General features: G+C 39.2%; 15 protein-coding genes. 6 read left to right on the top strand and 9 right to left on the bottom strand.

Annotated features, from left to right (window positions below):
- The first annotated feature begins 116 nt into the window (after positions 1-116).
- Positions 117-995: a DMT family transporter gene (locus tag H589_RS0102930; RefSeq protein ID WP_027720649.1), complete on the top strand. Its 879-nt coding sequence runs from the start codon at positions 117-119 to the stop codon at positions 993-995.
- A gap of 18 nt (positions 996-1,013) precedes the next feature.
- Here the strand turns inward: H589_RS0102930 and H589_RS0102925 are convergent, their stop codons facing one another.
- On the bottom strand, positions 1,014-2,156 hold the full coding sequence (locus H589_RS0102925; protein ID WP_027720648.1) for a geranylgeranyl reductase family protein: 1,143 nt from the start codon (positions 2,154-2,156) through the stop codon (positions 1,014-1,016).
- Positions 2,157-2,266: 110 nt separating this feature from the next.
- Between H589_RS0102925 and H589_RS0102920 the strand changes: the two genes are divergently transcribed.
- A complete protein-coding gene (locus H589_RS0102920) occupies positions 2,267-2,935 on the top strand; it encodes an HAD family hydrolase (protein WP_027720647.1) in 669 nt (222 codons plus the stop codon).
- A 157-nt stretch (positions 2,936-3,092) separates the two neighbouring features.
- Here the strand turns inward: H589_RS0102920 and H589_RS0102915 are convergent, their stop codons facing one another.
- The 5 genes from H589_RS0102915 to H589_RS0102890 form a co-directional block, all read right to left on the bottom strand.
- Positions 3,093-4,196, bottom strand: coding sequence for a DUF362 domain-containing protein (locus H589_RS0102915; RefSeq protein ID WP_027720646.1), 1,104 nt, complete (start codon positions 4,194-4,196; stop codon positions 3,093-3,095).
- Positions 4,197-4,509: 313 nt separating this feature from the next.
- Positions 4,510-6,177, bottom strand: a complete 1,668-nt coding sequence (gene ilvD, locus H589_RS0102910) for a dihydroxy-acid dehydratase (RefSeq protein ID WP_027720645.1) — start codon at positions 6,175-6,177, stop codon at positions 4,510-4,512.
- Positions 6,178-6,391: 214 nt separating this feature from the next.
- On the bottom strand, positions 6,392-7,273 hold the full coding sequence (locus H589_RS0102900) for a cell division protein FtsX (RefSeq protein ID WP_027720643.1): 882 nt from the start codon (positions 7,271-7,273) through the stop codon (positions 6,392-6,394).
- Positions 7,267-7,956 (bottom strand): cell division ATP-binding protein FtsE, encoded by a 690-nt coding sequence (ftsE, locus tag H589_RS19010; RefSeq protein WP_035074711.1) that lies wholly within the window; start codon positions 7,954-7,956, stop codon positions 7,267-7,269. Before ftsE ends, H589_RS0102900 begins: the two co-directional genes overlap by 7 nt.
- Before the next feature lie 17 nt (positions 7,957-7,973).
- Positions 7,974-8,324 carry a hypothetical protein gene (locus tag H589_RS0102890; protein ID WP_035074708.1) on the bottom strand — a complete coding sequence of 117 codons (351 nt, stop codon included), beginning with the start codon at positions 8,322-8,324 and terminating at the stop codon, positions 7,974-7,976.
- Between the two features lie 476 nt (positions 8,325-8,800).
- Here H589_RS0102890 and H589_RS0102885 point away from each other — a divergent pair, with 476 nt between their 5' ends.
- From H589_RS0102885 to H589_RS0102865, 4 genes are all read left to right on the top strand, one after another.
- Positions 8,801-9,976, top strand: coding sequence for a pyridoxal phosphate-dependent aminotransferase (locus tag H589_RS0102885; RefSeq protein ID WP_027720641.1), 1,176 nt, complete (start codon positions 8,801-8,803; stop codon positions 9,974-9,976).
- A 110-nt stretch (positions 9,977-10,086) separates the two neighbouring features.
- On the top strand, positions 10,087-11,430 hold the full coding sequence (locus H589_RS0102880; RefSeq protein WP_027720640.1) for a hypothetical protein: 1,344 nt from the start codon (positions 10,087-10,089) through the stop codon (positions 11,428-11,430).
- A 219-nt stretch (positions 11,431-11,649) separates the two neighbouring features.
- Positions 11,650-13,092 (top strand): sensor histidine kinase, encoded by a 1,443-nt coding sequence (locus tag H589_RS0102870; protein WP_051249596.1) that lies wholly within the window; start codon positions 11,650-11,652, stop codon positions 13,090-13,092.
- A gap of 15 nt (positions 13,093-13,107) precedes the next feature.
- A complete protein-coding gene (locus H589_RS0102865; protein ID WP_027720637.1) occupies positions 13,108-14,481 on the top strand; it encodes a sigma-54-dependent transcriptional regulator in 1,374 nt (457 codons plus the stop codon).
- 165 nt (positions 14,482-14,646) lie between these two features.
- On the opposite strand, the gene gap is transcribed toward H589_RS0102865, so the two are convergent.
- From gap to H589_RS0102850, 3 genes are all read right to left on the bottom strand, one after another.
- A complete protein-coding gene (gene gap / locus H589_RS0102860; RefSeq protein WP_027720636.1) occupies positions 14,647-15,666 on the bottom strand; it encodes a type I glyceraldehyde-3-phosphate dehydrogenase in 1,020 nt (339 codons plus the stop codon).
- A gap of 26 nt (positions 15,667-15,692) precedes the next feature.
- Positions 15,693-16,250: a GAF domain-containing protein gene (locus tag H589_RS0102855; RefSeq protein ID WP_027720635.1), complete on the bottom strand. Its 558-nt coding sequence runs from the start codon at positions 16,248-16,250 to the stop codon at positions 15,693-15,695.
- A 366-nt stretch (positions 16,251-16,616) separates the two neighbouring features.
- On the bottom strand, positions 16,617-19,262 hold the full coding sequence (locus tag H589_RS0102850) for a response regulator (protein ID WP_027720634.1): 2,646 nt from the start codon (positions 19,260-19,262) through the stop codon (positions 16,617-16,619).
- Positions 19,263-19,348 lie beyond the last annotated feature (86 nt).

The following is a 19,348-nucleotide window of genomic DNA, read 5'->3' as shown; positions in this document are numbered from 1 at the left end:
TTATCATAATTTTTTTGTAAATGAAAAAAGACACACGAAAATTAATAAATTCCACCTCTGTTTAAATTTATAAAAATTTATTTTATCTACTGATGGTCAGCAGGAGTCTGTTATTTATGAATAGCAAGAGTTTTAAAGCGGATATTCTTTTACTTATTACAGCGATTATCTGGGGAGCTGCATTTGTAGCTCAGAGAGTTGGGATGGATTATGTCGGTCCGCTTACTTTTAATGCTGTTCGCTTCGCATTGGGGGCAGCTGCATTACTTCCACTTATTTACCGCCTGGATAAGGAAAAAAAGAAAGATGGAACTTATCAGGAGATTAACAAGATAAGTTTTATAAAAGGATGTGTTATTGCTGGGATGGCTTTATTTCTTGGCTCTACACTTCAGCAGTGGGGGCTGGTTTATACAACAGCTGGAAATGCGGGATTCATTACCGGTCTTTATGTTGTTTTTGTTCCTGTTTTTGGATTGTTTTTTAAACAAAAAACAGGATTAGCTACTTGGATTGGGGCTTTCTTGGCTATAATTGGTATGTATCTGCTTTCTGTAAATGAAGGCTTTCATATAGAATTCGGTGATTTTTTGGTTCTATGCAGTGCTTTTTTCTGGGCTGGTCACGTTATTGTTATTTCTCTTTTATCTACCAAGGTTGATCCTGTTAAATTTGCCAGCGGTCAGTTTGCAGTGTGTTCTATTTTTAGTTTTATTGGTGCATTTATATTTGAAGATGTAACTTCATCCGGTATATTGGGTGGAGCAATTCCAATTCTTTATGGTGGTTTAATGTCTGTTGGAGTTGCTTATACTTTACAGGTTATTGCTCAACAGGATGCCAAACCAGCTCATGCGGCAATAATTCTAAGCCTTGAGTCTGTTTTTGCAGCACTTGCAGGATGGTTATTGCTAGGTGAAATGCTCACCGTTCAAGGTGTCATCGGTTGCGGACTTATGTTGTGCGGCATGCTTATATCACAGGTTAAATCTTAGAATATTGCAGTAAAAATATTAATCCCATTCTTTTTTTAATAAAAATTTATATGATCTTACTCCGTGCACCATATCAGCCAGAAGTTTGGGCATTGATTTAAATGCTATTTTAAAAGACATATGTTTGAGTAATCTTTGGGAGTAAAAGAGAGTCCATCGCAGTCTGTTGGAGTATTGAAGTTCCGGGAATACATATTTATTAAGACGCTCTAAATAGAATTGTTCAGGATTTTTATTTTCCATTATTCCGCGAGCAATTGATTCTGCTAAGTATCTTCCAGTTTGAAGAGCATAAAAAATACCTTCCCCAAAAAGAGGTTCGACTATTCCAGCTGCATCTCCAGCTAGAATAGTTCTGCCGAAACAAGGATTTTTCATGTAATTACCATATGGAAGAGGGTATCCTTTCATAGGAATAGATTCTGGATTTGCTATTCCTTGAGATTTAAGGAAATCCATGTAAGTTCTCTTAAAATTTGTTGTGCAGCGGTTAAGAGCACCGATTCCGGTTACAACTTTTCCTTTGGCCGGGAAAACCCAGATATATCCTGCTCGCAGATGTCCTATATATAATTCCGGTTTTGTTACTTCTCGGGGATAATCTTTGGCATCAAATATTATTTCGATTGTTGATGCCATATTAGCCTTCCATTTTTCTTTATCATATGGAAGAAATTTACGAATTGTGGAGTTAACACCATCAGCTCCAATCAGATATTTTCCTTTGTAAATACGGTTTGACTTTGTCTTAATTTCCGCATCCTTATAATTACAGGCTATAATTTCTTCTTCTGTAAAAATGTGTGCTCCGGCATTTGCAGCTTTTTGAAGAAGAAAGTAATCAAAATCTACCCTGTCTACGAAGCGGAAAGGTATTGTGGACGCAGCATCACGAATTTTGTGATCACGGTAATTAATAGAATATTCAGCTGATTCAAAATTTATAATGCCCTGATCACGTAGACAGTCGACATCACAGTTAAAAATTTTTTCCAGAATCTTAGTTGTCTTGTAGGTAATAAGACCTCCACATAGCTTCTTTCTGGGGAATTTTGCTTTATCAATAATTGCAACTTTATAACCTTTCTGGGCGAGTATGCAGGCGGATGTTGAGCCTGCTGGACCTCCTCCTGCAATGATGACATCATATTTACCGGACACGTGGACTCCTGAAAACTGTTAAAACCGTAGTATGTGCTTGAATTGAGCTATATTTTAATAACTTTAGAAACACACTTGGGCAAGCAAGACCTTAGAAAATATATTTAAAAATGAAAAAGATAAAAGCAATAGTATTTGATTTTGATGGAACATTAGCCGAATTAACAATCGATTTCAATGAGATGAAAAAAAGGCTCAGAGCGCTTGGTAGTGCTTTTTTGGACCCGTTACCTCAAAATAATGATCTTCCAGCTTTGGAATGGGTTGATTTTGTGGCTGATTGTCTTTCCAAAAATGATCCTGATCTTGGTAAAGAATTCCATACCCGTTGCCGTTTTTTGATTATCAGCATGGAACTTGAAGCAGCCAGTAATGGAAATCTTTTTCCATTTACTTGTGAAATACTAAGCAGTCTTAAAAATGCAGGAATTCATACCGGAATTATTACCAGAAATACAGCATCTGCTGTGCGTAAATTAGTTCCTGAAATTGATACACTTTCAAGTTGCTTTCTTTCCCGTGAAGATGTGGAGAACGTTAAACCTCATCCTGAGCATTTGTTAAAGGCTTTAGAAATTATAAATATAGACGCCGCCGATACTCTCATGGTTGGAGATCATCCTATGGATATTGAAACGGGAAAACGGGCTGGAGCACTTACAGCTGGAGTGGCAACAGGGCGTATGTCTATTCAAGATTTAATTGCGGAAAAACCAGATTTTGTAGCAGAAAACTGTGCAGAGCTTATGAAAATATTAAGGCGGGATAATCTTATCTAATTAATTTAGTTGAATATTACTTATGGGCATTCATCTAAATGGAGTATGAGTTGTCTTTGCAATAATTTTTAAGTTTATTGTTTTAACGTACTAAGAATTAATAAGGTGAAGGTTTATAAATGGATTAATCAATTTATAAACCTTCACCTTAATTATTTTAAATAGTTACTAATTTATAATTTCTTGATCCAAGACCTATTTCTTCAGCATATTTGAGTCCAAAATTTTCAGGTGTTTCCGGGGTCAGAGCTTTAAATTTATCATCACCGGGGCCTAGTCCTTCAGGAAGGCGACTTGGATACAGGGGCGGGGCAGCGTTTATCATATCAAGTGAAGCCTGATCTATAGCGACGGGATCAGATGAAATCATTACGCCTAGATCAGGACAAATAGGTGCATCGCTATATCCATGACAGTCACAATCAGGAGTAATATTCATTAAAAAATTGATATGCATAGCCGGGCGTTTCAGTCGATGTAGAATTGCTTTGTTGTATTCAATAAGACGTTTAGTAAACTCGTTTACATCACGTTGCCAATCAATCGTAATTGCATTGTAGCGGCAGGATAGGAAACAACGTCCGCATCCGGTACATTTTCCGTTCATCAGAATATGGCCGTCATCATCCAGATCAAGTGCTCCGGCAGCGCATTCAGAGATACACACACCACATCCCGTACAATGTTCAGGTTTAAGTTTGGGGCCTGTGGATAAGTGTATATGCATTTTACCTTTTTTAGAGGCACAGCCCATACCTACGTTTTTGATTGCCCCACCGTACCCTGCAAGTCCATGTCCTTTCACATGATTTAGTGTAACAAGCATATCTGATTCCATAAACATTCCACCGACGTGAGCTTCTGAAATATGGTTTCCTGTATAAGGAATGGTGGTTTCATATTCGCCTCTTAGACCATCTGCAAATAAAACAGGGGCTCCTATTACATTGGGATCATATCCATGTCTTGCCGCAAGCAGACCATGAGAAACAGACTCTCCGCGATCTCCTACATATAATGTACTGGTATCTGTGAAAAAAGGTTTAGCACCTGCTTTCTTTAGAAACTCTACAATAGGACGCAAGTTCAGTGCATTTAAATAACCTGTGTTTCCGCTTTCGCCAAAATGGACTTTCAACGCAACAAGATTTCCGGGATCAACGATAGCGTTTAAACCTGACTCCTTGAGTAATTTTTTCATTTTTAATGCATGCGGAGATTTACGGCTTGTGCGTAAATTCCAGAAATATACTTTTGACATTTTATTTTCCTCTTTTAATCTTCTGGCGTAGTTGCCGGAGAGTGAATGCAGTATACATGCTTAGAATCTTTTAGAAAATAATGTTTTTAGATACTTAATTTCTGAGTTAAGGGTTCCAAAAACTTTTAGTATTTTATGGGGGAGAATTAAATTTGTAAACTGAACTTTGATTAATAAAAAGCGCGGATCATTCAGAGAATTTATCTGATTGACCCGCGGTATATGTGGTACAAAATCAGCTGATAGTAGAAAAGCTGAAAAGCTATTCTAAAAGCTTCATATCTGAATCCACCTGATATATTTTAAACAATAATTATTTTTTATAAACAGCACCAGTGGAGGCAGAAGTTACATTCTGGCTGTAACGTTTAAGGAAAGCTGTGGGCATTTCCTTTTCGATTGGTTTGAATTCTGCTTTACGGCGTTTGAATTCATCATCATCAATCATTAAATTGATGGTTCTTGCAGGAATATCTATTTCTATGACATCACCTGTCTGAACTAAGCCGATTGCACCACCGGATGCTGCTTCGGGCGAAACATGGCCTATAGCTGCTCCGCGTGTCCCGCCGCTGAAACGTCCATCGGTTATCAGTGCCACATCTGCGCCAAGTCCCATTCCTGCAATGGCAGAAGTAGGGGTAAGCATTTCACGCATACCCGGTCCGCCTTTTGGACCTTCATAAAGTATCACAACAGCATCGCCTTTAACTATCTGTTTACCGAGAATTGCTTCAACAGCATCTTCTTCAGAATTGTAGACTTTGGCGTTACAGGTTCTCTTCATCATTTCAGGCGCAACCGCAGACTGTTTTACAACACAACCATCTTCAGCAATATTACCAAAGAGAACCGCGATACCGCCTTCATTGCTGTATGGATCATCAACAGGGCGAACTATTTCATGATTAGTTACCCCTGCATTAAGTGATTTTAGATTTTCACCGACAGTTTTTCCTGTGACGGTAAGTGAATCCAGCTCAATACGTCCAGTTTTAGCCAGCTCAGCCATAACACCCTGAATACCGCCAGCACTGTTCAAATCTTCAATATGATGAGGGCCTGCAGGAGAAAGTTTGCATAGGTTAGGTGTGCTGCGACTTATTTTATCGAATACAGTGAGATCTAATTTAAGACCTGCTTCGCTGAAAATTGCAGGCAGATGCAGTACCGTATTGGTGGAACAACCAAGAGCCATATCCATGGTAACTGCATTTTTGAGACTTTTTTCAGTTACAATATCTCGTGGCTTGATATCTTTTTCCAGCAAGGTCATGATCTGTGCTCCGGCTTCTTTTGCAAGACGTGTACGGGCAGCCATAACAGCTGGAATAGTACCGTTACCAGGAAGCGCCAGACCTATAGTTTCTGACAGACAGTTCATAGAATTTGCAGTGAACATGCCGGAACAGGAACCACATGTGGGGCAGGCACTTTGCTCAAGAACAGAAAGTTCATCTTCAGTCATGTTGCCTGATTTAACCTGTCCAACACCTTCAAAGACAGTAATAAGGTCAACTTTTTTACCATCTTTGCGACCGGCCAGCATAGCTCCGCCACTGACAATGATAGTAGGTATGTTCAGGCGAAGAGCTGCCATCAGCATACCCGGTACGATTTTATCGCAGTTTGGGATTAACACCAGTGCATCAAAAGGATGTGCTGTAGCCATGATTTCAATCGAGTCAGCTATAATTTCACGGCTAGGCAGTGAATAACGCATCCCTGCATGGTTCATTGCTAAACCGTCGCAGACTCCGATTGCCGGAAATTCCATTGGAACACCGCCGGCAAGACGGACGCCGTCTTTTACTGCTCTAGTGATAATATCAAGATGGACGTGGCCGGGAATAATTTCGTTAGCAGAATTACATACTCCGATAAGCGGACGGCTAACTTCATCTTTGGACATGCCCAGTGCGTAAAGCAAAGAACGATGCGGGGCTTTTTCGAGCCCTCCTGTCATTTTTTTACTTCTCATGATTGGTCCTTTTTTTTGGGATGTAATCCGGGATGGTTTTTTGTCCTGGCTTCAACTGTCTGGAACAGATAGTACAGTACTATACATATTTGGCAGAGGTGAGCCTTGGACGAGCCTGCCGGCTGGCTTAAACCCTTTTATAAAAGGGTTTAAGAATCCCAATGATTTTTGGGTTGGGGTTGAGTTAAATTATATAAATTTGTTTTGAATAAAACTATTTTTTTACAGCAACAAAGCTGCTGAACATTCCAATCAACGTAACAGCTCCGATAAGTATGGCGCATTGTTCCGGAGGCAGAAAAGTCAGCTTCATAAAGAGCGGTGGAAAATTCAGAATATCTGTGAAAATAAGTTGCGCAGCATATAGTGAACCTAGAGCTATCGAACTTCCGAACAGCCCTAAAATTGCTCCTCCTGTAAGAAGGGGAAGTCTGATAAACCATTGCTTAGCACCCACAAGGTAAAGAATCTCTATTTCATCGTGCCGGGTCATTAAGGATAGGCGCATGGTATTGCCGACGACGAGAGCCACTACTAGGCCGAGAAAACCTATTATGGGCCAGACTATTGATTGGGTGAGGTTAATCCAACCACGTGCCAGATCAATTTGTAAAGGATTATAATGAACCTTATCCACAAAGGGAAGTTCTTTTAGCTTATGTAATAAATTTGCAGCCCATCTATCATTTTTAACTCCTTGCTCAACAGAAAATGAGAGTAAAGCTGTTGGCGGAAGCGGGTTATTATTTTGACTCAGCCATGCTAAATTATTAGAATCGCTGAGTGCTGCTGAAAGATGTTTTAAAGCTGATTCAGGGGTAAATTTACGAATATCTACTAGACCTTTCGTTGTTTCAAGATCAGCCCATTGCTTTTTAATTTCCTCAAGTGGAGAACCTGCTTTCCAGAAAATTTGTATTTCTACCTGTCCTTTGGATTTGAGGAGTTCCTGATTTACATTATGTAATGTAAGCATGAACAGCCCTGCCAGCAATGAGACCATGGTTACAGCAATCAGGGTGAAAAAGTTAGCCCACGGATGCAGGCCCATATCACGTATGCCTCTTCCTATGAGCCTGAAAAAAAGCGCTAACATCGACACAGCTCCGAAAGTATATATTCGGGAGGTTCACAAAGTTGTCCATCTTCAAGGTGGACAACTTTTGCATCAGGAACACAGCGCAGTATTTCTCTGCTGTGGGTAGCCATTATAATTGTTGTTCCATGGGTATTGAACTGTTTAAATACGTCCATAAGATGCATTGACAGCTCAAAATCAAGGTTTCCGGTTGGTTCGTCAGCAAGAATAAGTTTTGGGTTAACAACCATGGCTCTGGCAATGGCTACGCGCTGCTGTTCACCGCCTGAAAGGCGTTTACATACGGTATAACTTTTATTTTCAAGTCCAAGGGCACGAATAATGGCCCGGACTCTTTTATCTATAATTGATTTCGGCATGCTGCGTACAGTCAGGGCAAGTGATACATTTTCATAAACTGAACGGTTCGGCAGAATTTTAAAATCCTGAAAAACAACTCCCAGTTCGCGGCGGAGCATAGGAATGTTCTTTTTTTTAATGCTGTGAAGATCATATCCAGCGACAGTAGCTTGTCCTCTCTGAACGGGTAATGCCCCGTATAAAAGACGCATAAGTGTTGTCTTTCCTGCTCCTGAATGACCGGTTAGAAAGATAAATTCACCTTTGCTGATATGCAGAGATATGTCTTTTAACGCCCAGTTTGAGCCGAAATTATATGACAGGCGGTTTAGCCGGATCATTAAATACCTATTCTAGTCTAGAATTTTACTTTGAGTTTTTGACCATCAGATGTGGTGCAGACACCTGTTCCGCCATTTTCAAAATACCCTTCAGGGGTATTCATTTCAAAGTCGCACTTCATGCTGACTCCATTGTCAGTAAACAGAGTAGTTGTCTTCTCACCGAAATTTATTTCGCCTTTAAAAACAGTTTCGTCAGGAAATTCAGCTCTGATGGAATATTTTTTCAACCCGCGATTTTTAAAAGTTTCCATATGAACCGGTCCAAGATCAGTTCCCTGATCCGATGTAACATCTCCGTCTATCATAACAGTTGAGCAACCGATAAGACTGAATAGAAGAGTTGATAAAATAAGAAATCTGTACATGTAATTAATCTCCTCGTTTGAGGTTGTAGCAGGGGAGCGGTTCATTTGCAAAAAAGTTTATCAGCCCAGTTTTTTATTTAAGTAATTTTTTAATTATACTTAAGGTAATGATATAAAAAATGCAGTGGAAAGTGAGATACCTACCATAGAAAGATTTACGTTCGCCGTGTTTTCATTTAGGTTCCTAATTAAAGCATATACCGGAATACTAATAGATCGTTTCAAAACAGTCTTTTTCTTTGCAGCAATTAAAAAATCAAATATTTATCATACACTTAAGTATGTTTTATTTCTGGTTTTCAGTGCGCATGGAAATCTGTTTATTATGAACAATCTATCAAACCTGAATTTGCATGTATCCTATGTATCACTTCATAATTCAGTTATAACTCATTGAAATACCTTGTACTTGTGTATGCTTATGTGGTGTCGATGGCCTAGGGAGTAACATATAACTCAAGCAGCAGGAAAGAGATATGAAAATTTCTAAAAGACTTATGAGAGCTAAACCGTCCGCAACACTGGCTGTGAACGCCAAAGCTCAGGAGTTGCGTGCACAGGGAAAGGAAATTGTCAGCTTAGCGGTTGGTGAACCTGATTTTCCAACTCCTCAGCATGTATGTGAAGCCATGAAAAAGGCTGTTGACGATGGTTTTCATCGGTATACAGCTGTTCCGGGTCTCCCAGAACTACGTAGGGCCGTAGCTGATTATTATGGTAGATTTTACGGAGTTAAAGCTACCGCTGATAATACAATTATCAGTAACGGTGGCAAGCAGTCATTGTATAACCTTTTTATGGCTCTTATTGATCAGGGTGATGAAGTCCTGATCCCTGCTCCTTACTGGGTAAGTTATCCTGCAATGGTAGAGTTGGCAGATGGCGTTCCTGTTATTGTCCCAACTACTGCTGAATCAGGATTTCTTGCTCAAATCAAGGATCTTGAAGCATGTTGTACTGAAAGAACAAAGCTCCTTGTTATTAATACTCCGTCAAACCCTACTGGTGGGCACTACCCTCAGGCACATCTTGATGAAATTGCCAACTGGGCTAAGAGTAAGGGAATATTTATTGTTTCAGATGAAGTTTATGACCGTCTTGTTTACGCTCCGGCAGAGTATTCAACACTTTCTACTTTTTGGGAGAAAAATCCTGAAGACGTAGCTATTGTAGGTGCTTTATCTAAAAGCTTCTGTATGACCGGATGGCGTGTAGGTACTGCTCTTGCCCATCCTGATCTGGTAAAAGCAATGGTTAAAATTCAGGGACAGTCGACATCAAACGTAAATACCATGGCTCAGAAAGCCGCTATTGCCGCTTTTGATGGTTCATGGGATTTTATTGATGAAATGCGTGATGTTTTCCACAGACGTAGAGATATTGCTCATGAAATTATTACTTCATGGCCCGGTGTTGTCTGCCCAAAACCGGATGGAGCATTTTATCTTTTCCCGGTACTTGAAAACTTCTACACCGAAGAAACACCTGATTCAGCATCAATGTGTACTAAAATTCTTGAAGAAGTTGGAATTGCTCTCGTTCCAGGATCTGCCTTCGGAGATGACCGTTGTATCCGTTTTTCTTATGCCGTTGACGACGAAGTCCTTAAAACGTCACTTGGAAAAATCGGGAATATGTTGATGAACAAATAAAAATTACGTAAAGATAGTCATATTTGATAAGATAAAAAATTATATCCCCTGCCGGAAATATTTTCTTTTCCGGCGGGGATGTAAAAACCATAAATATATGGAGATCGAATATGGCTGCTAATATTCTTGATTGGACTGACAGTTGGTTTGAAAAAATTGATTCAGAAGCAAAATCAGATTCCGCGGGAAGTCTTGCCGCAAGATTTTGCGGAGAAGTTTCTGACGGTAAGCTCCCTTTCTGCTCCATGCCTTATATGGCAGAACTGCTTCATGAACTGGATGGTCTGGAAGGTTACGTCAAACAATTCGATCACATGCTTTTACTTGGTATTGGAGGGTCAGCTCTTGGTGCCCGGGCATTGCAGAAAGCTTTTTTCCCGCAACAGGATCAACCCTGCCACGAAGGTCCCTGGCTTTGGATAGGGGACAATGTTTGTTCTAAAACTCTAGACTCCTACCTTGAAAAACTTCCATTAGAAAAAACTTTGGTTGTAGTTATCTCTAAATCCGGCGGGACAATTGAGACTATCAGTCAGTATTTAATAGTTCGTGAGAAAATGAAGGAAGTTCTTGGAGACAGTTGGAACAAAAATACATTTTTCATAACTGATAAGAAAAATGGATTTTTGCGTGAACAGGCTGATGAACTTTCTATACGTACCCTTGAGGTTCCCGATAATCTGGGGGGCCGTTATTCCATACTTTCGGCCGTAGGCCTATTACCTGCAATGTTTCTAGGCATTGATTATCGCTTGCTTGTTGAAGGTGCTTCAGCAGTGCTTTCACCTCTTGCATCAGCAGATCTCAATGCAGATTCTCTCAGTAATCATCCTTCATTCAAATTGGCATGCTGGGGTGCGGCTCTTATGGATAGTGGATATAATGAGCTGATCTTTTTTTCTTACGTTCCACAATGGGCTTGCTTCGGGCAGTGGTTTGCTCAGCTCTGGGCTGAAAGTCTCGGTAAAGAAGGGAAAGGAAGTCAGCCGATTCCTGCAACCGGAGCAACGGACCAGCATTCTGTTAACCAGATGTTTCTTGATGGACCACGCAACAAAGCATGCTTGTTCCTTACTTGTCCTTCATTGCCTATAGGCTGTCCATTTCCTAATGAAATTCCGAATAAATTTTCATATTTGAAAGGTAAAACTTTTGGTGAATTAATTCATGCTGAAGGGTTAGGAACCAAGATGGCTCTTTCAGCAAATAGTGTTCCTCTCGTCGAAATGAAGATGACTGATGATTCTGAAGAAACAGCAGGAAGGCTTATGGGATTGCTTATGGCAGCAACAATCTTTACCGGTTGGCTCATGGATATTAATCCTATAGATCAGCCGGCTGTCGAAATGGGTAAATTACTTGCAAAAGCAAGACTGGGAGCTTCAGGTCTGGATAGCGAGAAAAAAAGTCTTGATGACTTTCTTGCTACTAACCGGGAAGAACAGGGATTTTAGAATACTGGATGATTATATGAAGGGGAAAGTTCAGCTGAACTTTCTCCTTCTTCAAAAATATCTTTGTCAGAATTTGTATTTAATACCTCTTTACTACATCTTTTCTTTAAGGCACGAATATCCATTAACCAGTTCAAAAATATTATGCATTTTAAGCTTTTTATAAAATGGCTTGAAATACTAAACATAAACTCGGCCCAATCCTGCAGGAGGCTTTACTTGGATCAAAAGAATCAAGATCAGCAAGATTTACAGATTAAATCATTTCAGCTTGTTAAGCTGCTTTCGTGGACTCTACTAATAGTTATTATAGGTAGTAGTCTGGGGCTTTCTGTTTTTCTGGCAAAACATGCTGACGAGACTCTTTTGGAAAAACAGAAAGAGTTTGCTTTATTGCAGGCTGAGAATCTTAACCATCAGATATATAGACGTTTCATTTTACCGACTATTATTGGTTACGGTAAGATAGGGTTGAAAAATAAAGAACAGATGGATCGTCTTGATCAAGTTGTGCGTTCAACGGTGCACAGCTTTAAAGTTAATGAAGTAAGGATATATGACCCGGGACTGATTATATCTTATTCAACTGATGCAGATACTATTGGTAAAGATGATTTGGGTGGAGAGTTTATAAAAAAAGTTTTTAAAAGTGGTGAACCAAGATATGAGTTTATAAGTAAAAAATCTACTTTGGGACTGCTTTTTGATTTGCATATGCGCCCCGGAACAATGCTGCTTCAGATAGTTTACCCCCTGCGTTCTGAGAAAAGTTTAAATATTGATGAAAATGTTATCATGGGGGTAATGGTTATAACTCAGGATATTACTGATGATTATCAGTCTGTAATTAATTTTGAGCGCCTTATTTTGTTTACTTCCAGTTTTTCAGCATTGATTTTGTTTGCGACTATCATGGCAATTATCAGGCGTGCAGATATAATTAATGCACAGCGCATGAAAGAGCGCCAACAGTTTGAAAAAGAACTTAACCAGAGTGAAAAGTTGGCCAGCATCGGTCGAATGGTATCAGGGGTAGCCCATGAAATCAGGAACCCACTGGGAATTATTCGTTCCAGTTCAGAATTGCTTATTAAACGGATGAATGACAGCGACCAAGTTAACTCTAAAATCTTAATTGCTATTCATGAAGAGTGTAAAAGACTTAGTCGGACTGTAAGTGATTTTCTTGATTATGCCAGACCTCGTAAGATTTCGTTAGTTGCAATTGATCCAGCAGATTTAATTGATAAAATATTTATGTTTATGGAATCAAAATGCAAAGAGAGCAATATTGAGCTGGAGCGTAATTATATCCATGGATATCAAATATGCGGTGACGAGGATTTGCTTTACCGTGCATTTTACAATTTAATTGGTAATGCAGTGCAGGCAATAGAAAAAGATGGATCTATTTCTGTATCTTTAGAAGAAACTAAAGGCGGGATCAACGTAGTTTTTTCCGATACAGGTCCAGGCTTCTCTCCGTCCGTTATTGATAAGGTAAAGGATCCTTTCTTTACTACAAAAGACAGTGGAACCGGTTTGGGACTTGCCATTGTAACTAATATTGTGGAAAGCCATAACGGAAAGTTCATTATTGGAAATAACTCCGATGGTGGAGCGCTTATTAAAGTTTTCTTACCTGCAAAAAAAGATTGTTAATTACTGGATACAAATATGGCTGCAAATATTCTTATACTTGATGATGAACAAAACTACCTCCTTATTTTGGAAGCGATGCTTTCAGATGAGGGTTATACTATTACGGCTCTTTCTGATCCGGAAACAGGGCTGGCATATCTTGATGAGTCGGAAGTTGATCTTGTCATAACAGATATGAAAATGCCTAAGCTTACAGGACAGGATGTACTTGAGCATGTGAAAAAGAATTTTCCTTATATACCAGTCATTATAATGACTGCATTCGGATCAATAGAATCAGCTGTTGAAGCCATGAAAATTGGAGCTTTTGATTATATTACTAAACCGTTTGCCAATGAAGAACTTCTGCTCTCAGTTACCAAGGCAGCACAGTTTGCTAAAGCTCAACAGGAAAACAGACAGCTCCGTGAGCAGATTAAAGATCGTTATTCCCCAAGCAATATAATCGGCCGTTCTAAGCCTATGATGCATGTCTTTGATATGATCAGCAAGGCTGCTCCTGGAAGTTCTACAGTGCTGGTAACCGGTGAATCTGGGACTGGTAAGGAATTAGTTGCGCAAGCTATTCATCAGGCTTCACCTCGCTGTGATAAACCATTTGTTTCAGTTAACTGCATGGCATTTAATACAGGGGTTCTTGAAAGCGAACTTTTCGGACATGAAAAGGGGTCGTTTACAGGAGCTGTAGCGCGTAAAAGAGGGCGTTTTGAGGCTGCTGATCAGGGCACACTTTTTCTTGATGAGATTGGTGAGCTGTCACATGATATGCAGGTAAAACTATTACGTGTTTTACAGGAAAGAACTATTGAGCGAGTTGGTGGGATTGATACTATCAAGGTTGATATCCGCATTGTTGCAGCAACAAATAAGAATCTTAAGGAAGCAGTTGAAAAAGGGGATTTCAGGGAGGACCTATATTACAGGTTAAACGTCGTAAGTATTGAAATGCCTCCGCTGCGTGAGCGCCGTGAAGATATTCCTTTTCTTGTAGATCATTTTCTTGTCAAATACGCTGCTGACAACAGTAAGGTTTTTGAAGGTTTTTCACCTTCAGCTATGGATTACATGACTGCGTATGAGTGGCCGGGTAATGTACGTCAGCTTCAGAATGTTGTTGAACGGTGCGTTGTGCTTACCTCAGGAAATGTAATTAATACTGAAGATCTACCATCTGAAATTAAAGATGAAGAGGCACAGTTTAAAAGTGCAGTAGATCTTCTTCCTACAAAGCTTAATCTGGCTGATACCCTTGATAAAATTGAAGCTACCCTTGTGCGTCGCGCGTTGGTGCACAGTCATTTTATAAAAGTTGATGCAGCTGATATGCTGGGAATTTCAAAAAGCCTGCTGCAATATAAACTTAAAAAATATAAAATAACAGGTAAGTAGATTAGATAACGAAGTCTTTTTTATTTAGATATAAATAAAAGAAGCCGATGGAACCTGACTTACTGTCAAGTTCCATCGGCTTTTTAAATCTTAAGAATTACTTTAAAGCCGGGTCCAATCCACTACCTGACTAAAAGTTCTGTATTCTCAAACCTTATTATTCTTTTAGAAACCGCACTTAGCCATGTAATCAACAAGATCAGCAAGGCGGCAGGAGTAGCCCCATTCGTTGTCATACCAGGAGTAGACTTTGGCGAGGTTACCGCTCTGTACAACAGTAAAATCAGCTTCTACGATACTGGAACGGGAATCAGCAATAAAGTCTGAAGAAACAAGAGGATCTTCAGAGTAGCCGAGGATTCCTTTGAGTTCACCTTCAGAAGCAGCTTTAAGTACCGCTTTGAGTTCTTCGGTTGTTGTGTCTTTTTCCAGTACTGCTACGAAGTCTACAAGAGATACAGTGGGTGTAGGAACACGAACAGAGTAACCTTCGAAACGTCCGGCCATTTCTGGAATAACCAGAGCAACAGCTTTAGCTGCGCCGGTGGATGTCGGGATCATGTTACACGCAGCTGCACGGGCACGGCGCAGGTCTTTATGAGGCTGGTCAAGAATGCGCTGGTCATTGGTATAGGAGTGAACTGTGGTCATCACACCTTTTGCAATACCGAATTTTTCATGCATAACCTTAACAACCGGTGCGAGGCAGTTGGTTGTACAAGAAGCGTTAGAAACAATGTTGTGTTTTTTAGGATCGTAATCAGTGTGGTTTACACCCATTACAACAGTAATATCTTCTTCTTTCGCCGGAGCAGAGATGATAACTTTTTTAGCTCCACCTTCAAGGTGCTGAGATGCTGTTGGTCCAGTACGGAAAATACCGGTACACTCGATAACAATATCAACACCGCATTCACCCCAGGGGATACGTTTGGGGTCACGTTCTGCGAAGTTTTTGATAGTGAAATCAGATCCAACATGCATGGTGTTTCCTTCAACCCTGATTTCAGGAGGAAATTTTCCGTAGTTGGTATCTCTTGCGCAGAGGGCTGCATTTGTTTCAATATCGAAAAGATCATTGATAGCTACGATATCAACAGTATCACGATGTCTTTCCCAGATAGTTTTGAGGACCTGACGTCCAATACGACCAAAACCATTAATACCGACTTTTACTTTACTCATTTATATATCCTCACAAAAGGAGCGGGTTAATCGTCAACCCGGTAGATGTAATCGTTAGCAAGTTCACTTGCACGTTTAAGAGCATGAAACATACGAGCGTTTTCAAGGGCAAGACCGGAAAGGTCTGCTACACATTTCAAAAAGTCGAGTTCTTCTTCGGAAAATTCGCGAAGCTCGCTGGAGTATACACGAAGTACACCGATGACTTTTTTACCGCGTGCGGTAAGAGGAAGAACTACTAGAGAAACGAGACCTTCTTTTGCAGCTTCTTCGGGGTACTGGAAACGGTCATCACTGCGAACATCAGAGATATTTACAATTTTACCTTCAAGAACTTCCTGATCCAGACGACTTTTTGAAACCTCAACTGGACCTTTCTGTTCATAACGTTCACTGAGTCCGTAAGAAGCATCAGCCAGCAGCGTTTCGCCTTTGCGGTCAAGCAGCCTGATGAAACACCCTTTCAATTCCATCACAGTTGCTACTTTTTCTGCAATATTGTGAAGAACTTTTTCCGGCTCCAGGCTGGAGTTGACAGCTCTGGTAATTTCAAAAATCGCCTTGTAGAGTCTGGTTGCACCCATTTCTCATACCTGCCTTGTTTTATGATTACTGAAGGGACCCATCACCTGAAAGGAGTCCTGAATGTCTAGCCATAACATCTTAACATGTTAATTGGAATCTAACAGAGAAAAAAAAATAATGCATGCAAAAAATGACCACTTTCAAACATTTTACTAAAAAATCACGCTAAGCCATGTTCGATTATGAACATTTTTTTCGAATTCGACATTTTTTTATGATATGTTTATTATTTTACGAATATTGCTGTATAGATATTAAAATTACGAAAATTATTAGCTTAGCTGATTCATAGTTTTATACTTGGTGAATGTATAAACTTTTGATGGAATCATATATGAGAGCAATTTTGATAATAAAAATATGTTTTATATTGTAAGGTTATTAAGTTGATCTATCAATTTTGATACGTTTTGTTTAAGGAGATTGTGCAGTTCTTTTATTGTTTCAAGATCACCTTTTTTAGCTGCTTTTTCAATTTTAATTGTTGTGAAATAGGCTTCATTCTTTCCAAAATTACCAAGCATGCTTTTTAGGGAGTGGGTATTGATTTCAATTTTAGATTTATCTTTGCTAATTATCCCTTTTTCTATTTTATCTATTCTCTTTGGAATTTCTTCTATGAGAAGTTTAATCATATCAGATAGAAAATTTATGTCATCATTAAATTTAGGCATGAGATTATCAATGGTTGGAACAAAGTTTGTCTTATTCTGGTCTTGATTAAAAGATTCCATATGAGAAAAAGGTTCATGCTCTTTATTTTTTAGAATACAAAATTTTTCAGAAACAAGCGTAGAGTCATATTGCTCAATTCTAGAAAAAAGAAACTTCCAATTGATAGGTTTAGAAATGTAGTCATCCATGCCTGCCTGGAGACAGTTTTCGGCATCTCCTTTTAATGCATGAGCAGTCATTGCCAGAATTGGGATATGCGGTAATCCCTGTTTTTCTTCATATGAACGGATATGTCTTGTCGCTTCAAGGCCGTCCATGACAGGCATTTGTATGTCCATAAGTACAATATCAAAATTATCTGAAATAAAAGCTTCAAATCCTTCTTGTCCGTTTTCAGCAATAACTAGTTGGTGTCCCCATGTTTCTATCATATGCTTGGCCACATGCTGATTTAATGGAGTATCTTCCACTAGAAGAATTCTTTTCGGACTTAGTGATTTGAAAATAGTTTTTTTATTTTCTGCTCTTTCCTGAATCACACTATCATCAGATAGTGCCTGCATAATAGCTGTATACAAATCAGAAGGGCTTACTGGCTTATATACGTATGCCAGTTTATTTGAGGGAACCATTTGTTTATTAACTTCATCAACCATCAAAACAAGAGCGCTGTCTCCCAATTTATCTTTTACGATCTCTGGATTAAAATCGTTCATGGCGAGCGTTTCTATGTCACAGATAATGACTTGATAAGGCTTTTTTATTTCTTTTGACAGTTCAATTCTTGCGTAAGCAAATTGTGCATTTCCCGCTTCGGATACTTTTACACCCCATCCTTCAAGAATTTCATGTATAATTGATCTGCTGGCGTTATTTGAATCTGCCACAAGCATTCTCATGCCCGAGAGATTCATACTTTCTATAGCAAGGGCCAAGTCGTAATTTTCTTTTATTATTCGTGCAGGAACAGAGAAATAAAATGTGCTTCCTTTACCTAGCTCACTGTCACATTCGAGATTACCTCCCATAAGCGAAATGAGTTGGTAGCTGATAGATAAGCCAAGCCCTGTTCCACCGCGAGAACGGGTCAGTGACCCATCAAGTTGTTCAAAAGCATGGAAAACAGATTCTCGTTTATCTTCTGGAATGCCAGGTCCGGTATCTTTAACGCTGCATTTAAGTGTACCAAATTCGTTTTGATTATTTTCAAACCTTGCTTCAATTAAAATTTCTCCAGATTCAGTAAACTTGATGGCATTGGATGTGAGATTTAGAATAACCTGCCGTAACCTGTCACTATCACCTTCAACTATTTCTGGTACTGATGAATTTATTTTAAAAAGTAACGTCAGGCCCTTTTGCTGGGCCTGAACATTTGCCAGACGTGAGCATTCAGAAATCAGTTCACGGATATGAACCGGTGCTTTATCAATGGCTAGTTTTTTAGCCTCTATCTTTGAAAAGTCGAGAATATCATTCAGCACACTGAGAAGTGAATAAGATGAGTGTTTAAGTTGTCTCATGAACTTTTGCTGCTGGTCATCAAGAGATGTATTAAGCATAATTTCTGCCAGACCTATGATACCATTCAAAGGTGTGCGTATCTCATGACTCATATTCGCAAGGAACATTGATTTTGCCTGATTGGCATCTTCAGCTGCTTTTTTAGCAAGATGCAGTTTTTTTTCTGCTTCTTTACGTGTGGAGATATCTATTACTACGCCATCATAGTGGGTGATTTTATTTGACGATGAACTAAGTTGTGCCTGTACGCTCAATGAAGCCCAGAAAATAGAACCGTCTTTCCTTTTTCTGCGGGTTTCATAACCAACCAGACGTCCTTCTTCACGAAGCTGTGCATGGACCCACTCTCTTTCTTGCGGGTCAGTATATATCTCGTGAGGTATTGATTTTATATTTTTAATTAAGTCAGCAGGACTTTCATATCCATACATTTTTGCGAGGCGTTTGTTGGTGTAAAGATAGCGGCCATTTGGGTATGATTGAAAAATTCCGACGGGAGCAGCTTCATATAAAAGTCTCAGTCTTTGTTCACTGCGTTTAAGAGCTTCTTTTGAAAATTCAAGCTCTGCAGTTCTCTCTACAACTTTCTTTTCAAGATTACCAAGTAATCCAGTGAGATTTAATTTTATCTTGTTTGATTCTTCAGAATTAAGTCCAAGTGATGTTTCAAGTGTTAACCTGGATTCTTCAGCATTGATATAAGTGTCATTAATAGATTTAACAAAATTTAAAAGCGGTCCCTCTAGATTGTTAAAATCTTTATTCAGGTGACGTTTCAGTTGTTGCTTCAAAAGTCTGTGTATATCCTTCATTGTTTATCCATATATTATATCTGTAAAATAACTATGCTGGTTGTTAGAAATATCTAAATATTTTTTTGTCCAGTTATACAGATAAA

It is taken from the genome of Maridesulfovibrio zosterae DSM 11974, assembly GCF_000425265.1.
Lineage (GTDB): Bacteria > Desulfobacterota > Desulfovibrionia > Desulfovibrionales > Desulfovibrionaceae > Maridesulfovibrio > Maridesulfovibrio zosterae.
The sequence above is the reverse complement of the archived record's forward strand: the minus strand, read 5'-3'. Positions and strand labels throughout refer to the sequence as shown.